The 13,022-nt window shown below is 70.5% G+C and carries 11 protein-coding genes; 7 read left to right on the top strand and 4 right to left on the bottom strand.

Going from position 1 to position 13,022, the window contains the following annotated elements; all coding sequences use genetic code 11:
• Positions 1–241: 241 nt before the first annotated feature.
• Positions 242–1,000, top strand: a complete 759-nt coding sequence (locus tag ABZS42_RS08310) for a type III pantothenate kinase (protein WP_355143263.1) — start codon at positions 242–244, stop codon at positions 998–1,000.
• A 9-nt stretch (positions 1,001–1,009) separates the two neighbouring features.
• Here ABZS42_RS08310 and ABZS42_RS08305 read toward each other — a convergent pair whose 3' ends face one another.
• Positions 1,010–1,789: a class I SAM-dependent methyltransferase gene (locus tag ABZS42_RS08305; protein WP_355143262.1), complete on the bottom strand. Its 780-nt coding sequence runs from the start codon at positions 1,787–1,789 to the stop codon at positions 1,010–1,012.
• A gap of 87 nt (positions 1,790–1,876) precedes the next feature.
• Between ABZS42_RS08305 and lysS the strand changes: the two genes are divergently transcribed.
• The 3 genes from lysS (at position 1,877) to ABZS42_RS08290 (ending at position 6,968) form a co-directional block, all read left to right on the top strand.
• The gene (gene lysS / locus ABZS42_RS08300; RefSeq protein ID WP_355143261.1) at positions 1,877–3,385 is read left to right on the top strand and encodes a lysine--tRNA ligase; all 1,509 of its coding nucleotides are present in this window, start codon (positions 1,877–1,879) and stop codon (positions 3,383–3,385) included.
• 111 nt (positions 3,386–3,496) lie between these two features.
• Positions 3,497–3,841: an Lsr2 family protein gene (locus tag ABZS42_RS08295; RefSeq protein WP_165947327.1), complete on the top strand. Its 345-nt coding sequence runs from the start codon at positions 3,497–3,499 to the stop codon at positions 3,839–3,841.
• Between the two features lie 586 nt (positions 3,842–4,427).
• Positions 4,428–6,968, top strand: coding sequence for an ATP-dependent Clp protease ATP-binding subunit (locus ABZS42_RS08290; RefSeq protein WP_355143260.1), 2,541 nt, complete (start codon positions 4,428–4,430; stop codon positions 6,966–6,968).
• A gap of 237 nt (positions 6,969–7,205) precedes the next feature.
• Here the strand turns inward: ABZS42_RS08290 and ABZS42_RS08285 are convergent, their stop codons facing one another.
• Positions 7,206–8,108 carry an A/G-specific adenine glycosylase gene (locus ABZS42_RS08285; RefSeq protein ID WP_355143259.1) on the bottom strand — a complete coding sequence of 301 codons (903 nt, stop codon included), beginning with the start codon at positions 8,106–8,108 and terminating at the stop codon, positions 7,206–7,208.
• Positions 8,109–8,204: 96 nt separating this feature from the next.
• Between ABZS42_RS08285 and ABZS42_RS08280 the strand changes: the two genes are divergently transcribed.
• The 3 genes from ABZS42_RS08280 to ABZS42_RS08270 all read left to right on the top strand — a co-directional run bounded on the left by ABZS42_RS08280 (position 8,205) and on the right by ABZS42_RS08270 (position 10,148).
• Positions 8,205–8,717, top strand: a complete 513-nt coding sequence (locus tag ABZS42_RS08280; RefSeq protein ID WP_355143258.1) for an ACT domain-containing protein — start codon at positions 8,205–8,207, stop codon at positions 8,715–8,717.
• 8 nt (positions 8,718–8,725) lie between these two features.
• Entirely contained in the window at positions 8,726–9,310 is a 585-nt protein-coding gene (locus tag ABZS42_RS08275; RefSeq protein ID WP_355143368.1) for a peptide deformylase, read from the top strand.
• Between the two features lie 118 nt (positions 9,311–9,428).
• On the top strand, positions 9,429–10,148 hold the full coding sequence (locus ABZS42_RS08270) for a hypothetical protein (protein WP_355143257.1): 720 nt from the start codon (positions 9,429–9,431) through the stop codon (positions 10,146–10,148).
• A gap of 73 nt (positions 10,149–10,221) precedes the next feature.
• Here ABZS42_RS08270 and disA read toward each other — a convergent pair whose 3' ends face one another.
• Entirely contained in the window at positions 10,222–11,397 is a 1,176-nt protein-coding gene (disA, locus tag ABZS42_RS08265) for a DNA integrity scanning diadenylate cyclase DisA (RefSeq protein WP_355143256.1), read from the bottom strand.
• A 133-nt stretch (positions 11,398–11,530) separates the two neighbouring features.
• Complete coding sequence (gene radA, locus ABZS42_RS08260) at positions 11,531–12,988, bottom strand: DNA repair protein RadA (protein WP_355143255.1); 1,458 nt, start codon at positions 12,986–12,988, stop codon at positions 11,531–11,533.
• Between the last annotated feature and the right edge of the window lie 34 nt (positions 12,989–13,022).

The following is a 13,022-nucleotide window of genomic DNA, read 5'->3' as shown; positions in this document are numbered from 1 at the left end:
TGCGGTGGTGGCTGGAACGGCGGCCGGTGGGTAGGACTGCGTGGCAGGTCGGGCGGTGAGCGCAGGCTCCGTTCGACGAGGTCGGCCGGCGAGCGGCGCCTTCGCGGCGCTCGCCCAACGGCGGCGCGGCGTCCGCCGGCTCGTGCTGAATCGTCTACGTCATCAGCTCCAAAGCGTCGCCGTGGCCATAGCACGACCCGCTCCGCGCCCCGCATGGACGAGCGTTGTCTAGGCTTCGTCCGTGCTGCTCTGCATCGACATCGGAAACACCAACACCGTGCTGGCGACCTTCGACGGCGACAAGCTGGTGCATTCGTGGCGGATCAAGACGGACGCCCGGTCGACCGCCGACGAGCTGGGCCTGATGTTCCGGGGCCTGCTCGCGGGGGATGCCGTCGAGATCACCGGAGTGGCCGCCTGTTCCACCGTCCCGGCGGCGCTGCGTTCGCTGCGTTCGATGCTCGCCCGCTACTACGACAAGCTGCCCAGCGTGATCGTCGAGCCGGGGGTGCGGACCGGGGTCCAGTTGGCGATCGACAACCCCAAGGAGGTGGGCTCGGACCGGGTGGTGAACACCCTGGCCGCGTACACGCTCTACGGCGGTCCGTCGATCGTGGTCGACTTCGGCACCACCACCAACTTCGACGTCATAAGCGACCGCGGTGAGTTCCTCGGTGGCGCCTTCGCCCCGGGCATCGAGATCTCCTTCGACGCGCTCGCCGCACGGGCGGCCCAGTTGCGCAAGGTGGAGGCGACCCGGCCGCGGTCGGTGATCGGCAAGAACACCGTCGAGTGCCTCCAGTCCGGCCTCTACTTCGGGTTCGCCGGCCAGGTGGACCGGATCGTCGAGCGGATGGTCGAGGAGCTCGGCGACGTGAGAGCGGTGATCGCCACCGGCGGCCTCGCCTCACTGGTGATCGACGAGTGCCGGACCATCACCCACCACGAGCCGATGATCACGCTGATCGGGCTGCGGATGATCTACGAACGCAACACGTGATCGGCCGGCTCAGCGCCGCCGGGCCCGCAGCACGATCGTCCGGTACGGCAGCTCCACCGTCTCCCGGCCGGCCAGGTCGGGATGGGTGGCGAGGAGTTCCCGCAGTTCCCGCTCCACCTTCTGCCGCTCGTCGGCCGGCGCGGTCAGCCAGTACGAGCGGGTCCTGATCAGGGCGACCACGTCCTCCGGCGTGAGCGTGGTGCGCTGGCTGAACTCGCCCACCTCGATCGGCTCGAACTCCGGGCCGAAATCGGTGTACTTCTCGATCACGTTCCCGGCGGTTCCCCCCATGTGGGCGATCCGGCCCAGCTCGGCCACCCAGCCGACCCGGTCGTCGCGGGTGTTCCAGACCGGTGCGAAGGTGCCGCCGGGCCGGAGCAGCCGGGCGATCTCGGCGTGCGCGCGGTCCCGATCGAACCAGTGGTACGCCTGCCCGACCAGCACCGCATCCGCCGCACCGTCGGGTAGCGGCACGGCCTCGGCGCTGCCCGGGAGCGCCGTCGTGCCGGGGGTGCTCGCGTCGAGTTGGGCACGCATGCCCGGATCGGGTTCCACCGGCACCACCTCGTGACCGAGGGCCAGTACGCCCCGGGTCAGGATGCCCGTGCCGGCGCCGAGATCGACGACGCGGACGGGCCGGCGTGGCGGAGTCGGTCCACTGTGCGAATCGCTGCTCCCGGCCAGGCCCTCCAGTGCCCACCGCAGCGCCGGTTCCGGATAGTGCGGCCGAAAGCGGTCGTATTCGGCCGCGGCGGCCCCGAAGGAGAGGGCTTGAGTGTGATCAACCATGGCGCGGAGGTTATCCCGTAACGATCGACTGGGGGCTTGAGTACGCTCGGGCGTGACCCCCCGTATCTCCTGACGAGGAAGCATGCCGTGACCGAGCAGAACGCCCTACCTGTGGACCCCGCCGACGACCTTCCGGAGCAGATGAAGGTCCGCCGGGAGAAGCGGGAACGCATGCTCGCCGACGGTGTCGAGCCGTACCCGATCGGCTACCCCCGGACGGCCACCCTCGCCGAGGTGCGTGCGCGCTACGCCGAGCTGCCGACCGACACCGCGACCGGCGACCAGGTATCGGTCACCGGTCGAGTGATCTTCGTGCGGAACACCGGCAAGCTCTGCTTCGCGACGCTGCGCGACGGTGATGGCACCGAGCTGCAGGCGATGCTCTCCCTGGACCGGGTCGGCCCGGAGCGGCTGGAGGACTGGAAGCGCCTGGTGGACCTCGGTGACCACGTCGGCGTCACCGGCGAAGTGATCACCAGCCGCCGCGGTGAGCTCTCCGTGTTGGTCGAGGAGTGGGCGGTCACGGCCAAGTCGCTGCGTCCGCTGCCGGTGGCGCACAAGCCGCTCTCCGAGGAGGCCCGTGTCCGGCAGCGCTACGTCGACCTGATCGTGCGCCCGCAGGCGCGGCAGATGGTCCGTACCCGGGCCGCGGCCGTCCGGAGCCTGCGTGATTCCCTGCACGGACGGGGCTTCATCGAGGTCGAGACCCCGATGCTCCAGTTGCTGCACGGTGGGGCCGCGGCGCGCCCATTCGTGACGCACAGCAATGCGTTGAACACCGATCTGTATCTGCGAATCGCGCCGGAACTGTTTCTGAAGCGCGCCGTGGTCGGTGGTGTCGATCAGGTCTTCGAGATCAACCGCAACTTCCGGAATGAGGGTGTCGACTCCTCGCACTCCCCGGAGTTCGCGATGCTGGAGACCTACCAGGCGTACGGCGACTACGACACGATGGCCGAGCTGACTCGAAATCTCGTGCAGCAGGCGGCGATCGCGGTGAGCGGCTCGACCGTGGTCACCCACCCCGATGGGCGGGAGTTCGACCTGGGCGGCGAGTGGCGGTCGGTGACCCTGTTCGGGGTGCTTTCCGAGGCGCTCGGCGAGGAAGTGACGGTCCGCACCGAGCGCGCCCGCCTCGTCGAGTACGCCGACAAGGTGGGACTGGCCGTCGATCCGAAGTGGGGGCCGGGCAAGCTCGCCGAGGAACTGTTCGAGGAACTGGTCGTGCCGGGATTGCGGGAACCCACGTTCGTCCGGGACTACCCGGTGGAGACGAGCCCGCTCACCCGGGCGCACCGCAGCGAGCCGGGACTGGCCGAGAAGTGGGACCTCTACGTGTGCAGCTTCGAGCTGGCCACCGCGTACTCGGAGCTGGTCGACCCGGTGGTGCAGCGGGAGCGGCTGGTGGCCCAGGCGCAGCTGGCCGCGCGTGGCGACGACGAGGCGATGCGGCTCGACGAGGACTTTCTTCGGGCGATGGAGTACGGAATGCCGCCGGCCGGCGGTATGGGAATGGGAATCGATCGCCTCTTGATGTCGCTCACCGGGCTGGGAATTCGGGAAACGATCCTGTTCCCCTTGGTCCGGCCCGAGTAGTCGCCGGTCGCGGCCGGGTCGTCATACCGCATCCTATTGACGCGGCGCGCGTCGTACGGGTTATTGTGCTCTGAGTTAGCAGGAGCACCCTGCTCGAAAGGAATGTGGGACGTGGCCAAGCAGATCATTCACAAGCTGGTCGATGACCTGGACGGCGGGGACGCGGACGAGACGGTCAAGTTCGCGTTGGATGGCGTTCAGTACGAGATCGACCTGTCGAGTGCGAACGCCGAGAAATTGCGTGATGTATTCGCGCCGTACGTGGGAGCGGGCACGAAGGTCGGCCGTGGCGGCGTAGTGGTCGGTGGCCGGGCGGCACGCGGCCGGGGCGGCGCGACCGCCGATCGGGAGCAGAACCGGGCGATCCGGGAGTGGGCCAAGAAGGCGGGCAAGGACATCTCCGACCGAGGCCGGATCCCCCAGGAGATCGTCGACGAGTACCACGCCCGGCGCTGACCGGGTCGACCACAGCGGCGAACGACGCCGGGCCGGAGCACTCTCCGGGCCGGCGTCGCCACATTTTCCGGCCCCCGTGCGGGCGCCTCCTGGCAGCCCGGACAGCCACCTGGGGCGGATGTCCGGGCCGTCCCTGACTGCGGTGTCCGTCCGTTCCGTCCGCCGCGCCCCGACGGCCGGGTCTGGCACCGGTACCGCCTCCCGTGCCGGGGAAGAAACCCCCGCGGGGCGGGGTTGTCCACAGCCGGTGGAGTTTTTATCCACAGCCTGTGGATGACCGCCGGCGGTCCGTCGAGGAGCCGCCGCCGACGCGGATCTGGCCCGCCGGAAACCTCGGACAGCTCGTTCGAGTGACGGTGAGAATTTCGCTCTGCGCGTAGCGCTGGGGGTACCGGAACACCTCCTGAGCGCGCACGGTTGTGCAAAACGACGCGTACGCGGCTGCTGCCGGAGACACACGACCTCAGCTGAGTCGGTCCGCGGCGATAGAGTAATGAGGCACGGACGCCCGTCCCGGACGTTCGCGCACCGGCCCCGCCAAGATCTTTGACCATCAAGGCGCACGGCACGTGAGGAGCACGAGGGCATGTTCGAGCGGTTCACCGACCGAGCGCGACGGGTTGTCGTCCTGGCCCAGGAAGAGGCCCGGATGCTCAACCACAACTACATCGGTACGGAACACATCCTGTTGGGCCTGATCCACGAGGGCGAGGGCGTCGCGGCCAAGGCTCTGGAGAGCCTGGGCATCTCCCTGGAGGGCGTCCGGCAGCAGGTCGAGGAGATCATCGGCCAGGGTCAGCAGGCGCCGAGCGGGCACATTCCGTTCACGCCGCGGGCCAAGAAGGTGCTGGAGCTGTCGCTGCGTGAGGCGCTGCAGCTCGGCCACAACTACATCGGCACGGAGCACATCCTGCTCGGTCTGATCCGCGAGGGTGAGGGCGTCGCCGCCCAGGTGCTGGTCAAGCTCGGTGCGGACCTCAACCGGGTCCGCCAGCAGGTGATCCAGCTGCTCTCCGGCTACCAGGGCAAGGAGCCGGCTGCCGCCGGCGCCGCCTCCGGTGAGGCCGCGCCGTCCACCAGCCTCGTGCTGGACCAGTTCGGCCGTAACCTGACCCAGGCCGCCCGCGAGGGCAAGCTCGACCCGGTCATCGGGCGCGAGAAGGAAATCGAGCGGGTCATGCAGGTGCTCTCCCGCCGTACCAAGAACAACCCGGTCCTGATCGGTGAGCCCGGCGTCGGTAAGACCGCCGTGGTGGAGGGGCTGTCCCAGAAGATCATCAAGGGCGAGGTGCCCGAGACGCTGAAGGACAAGCAGCTCTACACGCTCGACCTCGGCGCGCTGGTCGCCGGTTCCCGCTACCGCGGTGACTTCGAGGAGCGCCTCAAGAAGGTGCTCAAGGAGATCCGTACGCGCGGCGACATCATCCTCTTCATCGACGAGATCCACACCCTGGTGGGTGCGGGTGCCGCCGAGGGTGCGATCGACGCGGCGAGCATCCTCAAGCCGATGCTGGCCCGCGGCGAGCTGCAGACCATCGGCGCCACCACCCTCGACGAGTACCGCAAGCACCTGGAGAAGGACGCCGCTCTCGAGCGCCGCTTCCAGCCGATCCAGGTGGGTGAGCCCTCGCTGGCCCACACCATCGAGATCCTCAAGGGGCTGCGGGACCGCTACGAGGCGCACCACCGCGTGTCGATCACCGATGCGGCTCTGGTCGCTGCCGCGACGCTGGCCGACCGCTACATCTCCGACCGGTTCCTGCCGGACAAGGCGATCGACCTGATCGACGAGGCCGGCGCCCGGATGCGGATCCGCCGGATGACCGCTCCGCCAGACCTGCGCGACTTCGACGAGCGGATCGCCCAGGTCCGCCGCGACAAGGAGTCCGCGATCGACGCGCAGGACTTCGAGCGGGCTGCCCAGCTGCGGGACAAGGAGAAGCAGCTCCTCGGCCAGAAGGCGCAGCGGGAGAAGGAGTGGAAGGCCGGTGACCTGGACGTCGTCAGCGAGGTGGACGACGAGCAGATCGCCGAGGTGCTCGGCAACTGGACCGGCATCCCGGTCTACAAGCTGACCGAGGAGGAGACCTCGCGCCTGCTGCGCATGGAGGACGAGCTGCACAAGCGCGTCATCGGCCAGGAGGACGCGGTCAAGGCGGTGTCCAAGGCGATCCGGCGTACCCGCGCCGGCCTGAAGGACCCGAAGCGTCCGTCGGGCTCGTTCATCTTCGCCGGTCCGTCCGGCGTCGGTAAGACCGAGCTCTCCAAGGCGCTGGCCGAGTTCCTGTTCGGCAGCGAGGACGCCCTCATCCAGCTGGACATGTCCGAGTTCCACGACCGCTACACGGTCTCCCGGCTGGTGGGTGCCCCTCCCGGCTACGTCGGCTACGACGAGGGCGGGCAGCTGACCGAGAAGGTGCGGCGTCGGCCGTTCTCGGTGGTCCTCTTCGACGAGATCGAGAAGGCCCACCCGGACGTGTTCAACACGCTGCTCCAGATCCTGGAGGACGGTCGGCTCACCGACGGTCAGGGCCGGATCGTGGACTTCAAGAACACGGTCATCATCCTGACCACCAACCTCGGTACGCGAGACGTGGCCAAGGCGGTGTCGCTGGGCTTCCAGGCGTCGGAGGACTCCGACTCCAACTACGACCGGATGAAGCAGAAGGTCAACGACGAGCTCAAGCAGCACTTCCGGCCTGAGTTCCTGAACCGGATCGACGACACCATCGTCTTCCACCAGCTGCGCGAGTCGGAGATCCTCTCGATCGTCGACATCATGATCCAGCGGATCGAGACGCAGCTGAAGAACAAGGACATGGGTCTGGAGCTGACCGACAACGCCAAGAAGTACCTGGCGAAGAAGGGCTTCGACCCGGTGCTCGGTGCACGTCCGCTGCGTCGCACGATCCAGCGCGACATCGAGGACAACCTCTCCGAGCGGATCCTGTTCAACGAGCTGACCCCGGGTCAGATCGTGGTGGTGGACTGCGAGGGCGACCCGAGCGACATCGACAAGTCGAAGCTCGTCTTCCGGGGCGCGGACAAGCCGGACACCGTTCCGGACGCCGTGCCGGCGGACCTCGGTGGCGCGGCCACCGCGGGCGCGGACGACGCGGCGGCGTAACGTCGGTTAGCGGTAGTAGGGGCGGGGCCCCGGTGGCGAGAGCCGCCGGGGCCCCGCCTTTTTCCATTCCCGGCCCAGCCGCGGCCTCGGGTCAAGGAAGTCGGGCCTTCCGGCGCGCCCGGACACCCCGACTTCAAGGAAGCCGAGTCGATCAAAGACCCCGCCGTCGACCCCCGACCAGCGCCTGGCCGCTGGCGGCCAGGCGGCCGTGCCGGCGGGGGCGGAGAGGTCAGTGGGTCAGATCGGGGAGTGGAGGGCGGGGCCGTCCCCGACGAGGCGGTAGGAGTCGTCCCCGACCGGCTCCACCAGGCCGTCCTGCACCAGACCGGCGAGCGCGCGGGTGCGCTGTGCGCCGTCGGTCCACATCTGGTCGAGTCTGGGCCGGGGCACCGGTCCGGTGGACTCCCGCAGCACACCGAGCAGCAGACCACGTACCTGCCGGTCGGTGCCCGCGTACCGCTGGGGGCGGCGGGTGGGACCGGTCGGCGCGGCCTTCCCGGAGGCGCGCCAGGCGCAGGTCGACTCGACCGGGCACTGGTCACAACGCGGTGACCGGGCGGTGCAGACAACCGCTCCCAGCTCCATGAAGGCCGCGCTGGCCAGTGCCGCGGCGGCCGGCTCCGCGGGCAGCACCGCCTCGGTGGCGAGCAGGTCGGCGGGGCGCGTGGCAGGTCCGGCGTCGGGTTCGCCGGCCACGGCCCGGCAGACCACTCGGCGTACGTTGGTGTCGACCACCGGATGCCGCTGCCCGTACGCGAACGCGGCGACGGCACGTGCCGTGTACGTTCCGACGCCCGGCAGGGCCAGCAGCTGGTCCAGCCGATCCGGGACCTCCCCGCCGTGCCGCTCCACGATCGCCGTGGCGCACTCCCTCAGCCGCAGCGCCCGGCGCGGGTAGCCGAGCCGGCCCCACATCCGGATCGCCTGGGCGGGAGTGTCCGCTGCCAGGGCGGCCGGCACCGGCCACCGAGCCAGCCACGCCTCGTACGCGGGCAGCACCCGGACCACCGGCGTCTGCTGGAGCATCACCTCGCTGACCAGGATCGCCCACGGGCTGACGCCCGGTTTGCGCCACGGCAGGTCCCGGGCGTTCTCCTCGTACCAGCGGCTGACCAGGGTGGCGAACGTCGGCTCACTCATCGTCCGTCGATCATGTCACGCGGCGGTGTTCCCGGAGCGTGGGCAGCCTGGGCGGGGCGGCTCCGCCGCGGGTGACGGATCGGGCAGAATGCGCGGATGAACGAGCTCGCGATCACCGTCATCGGCCGGGACCGGCCGGGCATCGTGGCCGACGTCGCCGAGGCCCTCGCCCGATTGGGCGCGAACCTCACCGACAGCACGATGACCCGCTTGCGGGGTCACTTCGCGATGACGCTGATCTGCGTGGGTCCCGCCGCCGCCGAGGTCGAGGCCGCGCTGGCGCCGCTCGCCGCCGACGGTCAGCTACTGGCGACCGTACGGGCGGTCAGCCCGGACGGTGGCGGGGCGACCGGTGGCGAGCCGTACGTGATGGCGGTGCACGGGGCCGATCGGATGGGGATCGTCGCGGCGATGACGCGGGTGGTCACCGGCGTCGGCGGCAACGTCACCGACTTGAGCACCCGGCTGGCCGGCTCGCTCTACGTGGTGGTCGCCGAGGTCGACCTGCCGCCCGGCACGGCCGACGATCTGGCCGGCCGGCTGGACCGGGCCGCCGTCGATTTGGGCGTCGAGGTCAGCCTTCGGCCTGCGGATCCGGACCTGCTGTGAGCGGCGAGATGCGCGGACCGGACGCGACCTCGGCCGGCGAGGAGTACGCCGGGCTGGGCGACTGGACGCCGGAGGCGTTGGGCTTCCCCGGTGCGGTTCGCCCGGTGGTGAGCGCCCCGCATCCGGCGCTCAGCCGGGCCGGCGTGGCCGTGGATCCGACCTCGACGGAGACCGTACGGCTGGCCGCCGACCTGATCGCCACCATGCGTGTCTCGCCGGGTTGCGTGGGCCTGGCGGCTCCGCAGGTCGGTGTGGGCGCCCAGGTCTTCGCGGTGGAGGTGACCGGGCACCCGAAGGCGGTCACCGTGCACGGCACGTTCGTGCTCTGCAACGCCCGGGTGGTCGAGGCGACGCGGTGGAAGGCGGGGCGCGAGGGGTGCATGTCGGTGCCGGATCTGACCGGGGACGTGAAACGGGCCAGCCGCCTGGTGGTGGAGGGCGAGCTGCCGGGCACCGGCGCGCCGGTACGTCTGGTCACCGACGGCTTCGAGGCCCGCGCGCTCCAACACGAGATCGACCACTGTTCGGGGCTGCTCTTCCTTGACCGGGTCGCCGGCGCGCACGCCGTCTACCAGCGCAAGGTCTACCTCTGATCCGAAGCGCCCGCTCGACTACCCTGTCGACAATGGATGCCGATCTTGACGGTACGGGGAACCTTCCGGCGAGTCGTGCCGCACCACGACTCTGCTACGCGGATACGGTGGGGGCATCATGCGTCTGACGGTCGGCCCCCTGCCACCCGCCGTGTATTGGCGGCGTCGCGCCGTTGTACTCGGAGCGGGGCTTCTCTTCCTGATTGTCCTGCTCTACTCGTGCACCGGATCGGGTAACACCGGCGACAAGAAGTCGCAGGCCGGGGCGACCCCGACCTCGTCGGTCAGTCCGAGCCCGACCCAGACGCTGCTCACCCCGAAGACCGGTACACCTCCGCCCGAGGCGTCCGGAGCCGCTGACGGCGGAGACGGGAGCGCCGACGCGCCGGCCTCCCCGGGCGAGGAGCCTCCGACGGCTCAGGCCAACGGTGGGTCGAACGACGGAAGCTGCGCCGACGCCGAGATCAAGGTGACCCCGGTGGCGCTGCCCGCGTCGGTGGGTGTCGGAGCCTCCGTCGACCTGCAACTGCGGATCAGGAACATCTCCGAACGGACGTGCAGCCGCGACGTCGGCGCGACGCTCCAGGAGATCTTCATCAAGTCCGGTGCGGAGACGGTCTGGTCCTCCGACACCTGTGGTCAGGTCAAGGGTACGGACGTGAAGTCCTTCCCGCCGAACATCGAGCACATGTTCCAGGTGACGTGGAACGGCCGGGACACCACCCGTTGTGCGGACGGGCTGGCTGCGGGGCCGAAGGTGCCGCCCGGGTCGTACCAGGTCTTCGCCCGGGTGGACACGAAGCTCAGCGAACCGGTCAAGCTGACCATCAACGACTGAGCCCGAGGCGGGTCGATCTCCGCGAAGGCGACGGGTCGCGGGGACCGGGCAGGGCCGACGTGCCTCGGAACGGTCAGACGTACCGTTCGAGGATGGACGCCTCGGCGAGCCGGGACAGGCCCTCGCGTACGCCGCGGGCCCGTGCGTCGCCCACTCCCTCGACCGCCTGGAGGTCCTCCACGGTCGCGCCCAGCAGCCGCTGGAGGCTGCCGAAGTGCAGGACCAGCCGGTCCACCACCGCGGCCGGCAGTCGCGGCACCTTGGCCAGCAGCCGGAAGCCGCGCGGGCTGACCGCCGCGTCGAGCGCGTCGGACGCGGCCGGGTAGCCGATCGCCTTGGCGACCGCGACCAGGTCGATCAGCTCGGTGGCGCCGAGCAGGTCCAGCTCGACCAGCGCCTCGTCGAGGGTGCGCGACTTGCGACCGGCCGGAAGGTAGTCGCGGATGACCAGTGTCCGGTCGGCGTCGACGCCCGCCATCAACTCGTCGAGCTGTAGCGCCAGGAGTCGGCCGTCGGTGCCCAACTCGACCACGTAGCCGGCGATCTCGTCGGCGATCCGACGGACCATCTCCAGCCGCTGCACCACAGCCACCGCGTCCCGTACGGTGACCAGGTCCTCGATCTCGAGCGCGGAGAGTGTGCCGGAGACCTCGTCGAGTCGGAGCTTGTAGCGCTCGAGGGTGGCCAGGGCCTGGTTGGCCCGGGACAGGATGGCGGCCGAGTCGTCCAGCACGTGGCGCTGGCCGTTCACGTAGAGGCTGATGATCCGCATCGACTGGCTGACCGAGATGACCGGGTAGCCGGTCTGCCGGGCCACCCGCTCGGCGGTGCGGTGCCGGGTGCCGGACTCCTCGGTGGGGATGGACGGGTCGGGCATCAGGTGCACCGCGGCCCGGACGATGCGGGTGCCGTCGCTGGAGAGCACCACCGCGCCGTCCATCTTGCACAGCTCTCGGATGCGGGTCGCGGAGAACTCGACGTCGAGGGGGAAGCCGCCGGTGCAGAGCCCCTCCACGACCTTGTCGTAGCCGAGGACGATCAGTGCGCCCGTGCGGCCGCGCAGGATCCGTTCGAGGCCGTCGCGCAGCGCGGTGCCGGGCGCCATCAACGCCAGGTTCGCGCGCAGCGGGTCACCCGCGGCGCCGCCGGTCACGTTCACGCTGATCGGACGGGCGGGCGAGCCCACGGCGCCGGTGCGGGCGTGGGGTGTCGCGCCGGCAGGCTTGGTGGTATCGCGGTCGATCGGCACGGGCACAGTCTACGGACTGACGTGCGGTGGGTGCTGTCGTGGTTACTGTGATGTGTCACGATGCCCTCTTGTCCGGCCCGTGGCGCGCTGCCCCGGTATCACCCGGGCGGTCCGACCCGGCGGTCACGGTCGGTCACTCCGCCGACGCCCGCGCGGCACACTGCAGCGCCGACCGGACATCGGTGACCTCCATCACCCGCATCTGATCCGGTGCGACGCCGGTCGACTCCGGCCCGCATCCGGGTGGGACGAGCGCGAACCGGAAGCCCAGCCGGGCGGCCTCGGCCAGCCGGCGTGGCACTGCGCCGACCCGCCGCACCTCGCCGGTGAGCCCGACCTCGCCGATGGCCACGAGATGCGGCGCGATGGCCAGGTTGAGCCCGCCGGAGGCGACCGCGAGGGCTACCGCCAGGTCGGCGGCCGGCTCGACCACACGGATGCCGCCGACCGTCGCGGCGAAGACCTCCCGGTCGTGCAGGGTGAGCCTTTCGGTACGCCGTTGCAGCACCGCCAGCACCATGGCCAGCCGGGCCGAGTCGAGTCCGGAGACCGTACGCCGGGGGGAGCCGGCGACGGTGGCGCCGATGAGCGCCTGCACCTCGGTGACGAGGGCGCGCCGACCCTCCATCGCCACGGTGACACAGGTGCCGGGCACCGGCTCGGAGTAGCGGGTCAGGAAGAGGCCGGACGGGTCGGCGAGGCTGGAGATGCCACCTTCGTGCATCTCGAAGCAGCCGACCTCGTCGGCCGCGCCGAAGCGGTTCTTGACGCCGCGCACCATCCGTAGCGAGGAGTGCTTGTCGCCCTCGAAGTGCAGCACCACGTCGACCAGGTGCTCCAGCACCCGGGGGCCGGCGACCTGGCCGTCCTTGGTCACGTGGCCGACCAGCACCGTGGCGATGCCCCGTTCCTTGGCGACCGAGACGAGCGCGGCGGTGACGGCTCGCACCTGCGTCACGCCGCCCGGCACGCCCTCGGTGCCGGGGGTGGAGATGGTCTGCACCGAGTCGAGCACCAGCAGCCCGGGCTTGACCGCGTCGAGGTGACCGAGCACCGCGGACAGGTCGCTCTCGGCGGCCAGGTAGAGCTGATCGTGCAGGGTGCCCATCCTTTCGGCGCGCAGCCGTACCTGGCTGACCGACTCTTCGCCGCTGACCACCAGCGAGGGGCTGCCCGCGCCGGCGGCCCACTGCTGGGCCACGTCGAGCAGCAGGGTGGACTTGCCCACGCCCGGCTCGCCGGCCAGCAGCACCACGGCGCCGGGCACCAGGCCGCCGCCGAGCACCCGGTCGAGCTCGCTCACTCCGGTCGGGCGGGCCCGGGCGGGTGCGGCGCTGATGGTGGCGATCGGTCGGGCGGGTTCGGCCGGCATCCGCGAGCTGACCACCCGGCCGGAGACGGTCGGCCCGGTGATCGTGCTCTCGACCACGGAGCCCCACTCGCCGCACTCCGGGCAGCGTCCCACCCACTTGGGTGGCTGGTGGCCGCACGCGTCGCACTCGTAGGCGGGCCGAGGCTCACGGCCGGACGCACGGCCGCGCGTGCCGGTCGACGCGCCGCCGCGTGCGGTGGTGGATCGGGAGGTCGTCACACCAGGACGCTAGCCCGGGGGTACGACCAGATGG

The organism is Micromonospora sp. NPDC005367 (assembly GCF_040606825.1).
In the GTDB taxonomy this organism is placed as follows: Bacteria; Actinomycetota; Actinomycetes; order Mycobacteriales; family Micromonosporaceae; genus Micromonospora.
Note: the sequence above shows the minus strand (reverse complement) of the source record. Positions and strands in the feature narration are given on the sequence as shown.

Excerpts from the sequence above, each read along its gene's own strand:
- ABZS42_RS08275 (WP_355143368.1), top strand. The coding sequence starts at position 8,726 with ATGCGCGGACCGGACGCGACCTCGGCCGGCGAGGAGTACGCCGGGCTG.
- ABZS42_RS08270 (WP_355143257.1), top strand. The coding sequence starts at position 9,429 with ATGCGTCTGACGGTCGGCCCCCTGCCACCCGCCGTGTATTGGCGGCGT.
- ABZS42_RS08285 (WP_355143259.1), bottom strand. The coding sequence starts at position 8,108 with ATGAGTGAGCCGACGTTCGCCACCCTGGTCAGCCGCTGGTACGAGGAG.
- ABZS42_RS08305 (WP_355143262.1), bottom strand. The coding sequence starts at position 1,789 with ATGGTTGATCACACTCAAGCCCTCTCCTTCGGGGCCGCCGCGGCCGAA.
- ABZS42_RS08290 (WP_355143260.1), top strand. The coding sequence starts at position 4,428 with ATGTTCGAGCGGTTCACCGACCGAGCGCGACGGGTTGTCGTCCTGGCC.
- ABZS42_RS08280 (WP_355143258.1), top strand. The coding sequence starts at position 8,205 with ATGAACGAGCTCGCGATCACCGTCATCGGCCGGGACCGGCCGGGCATC.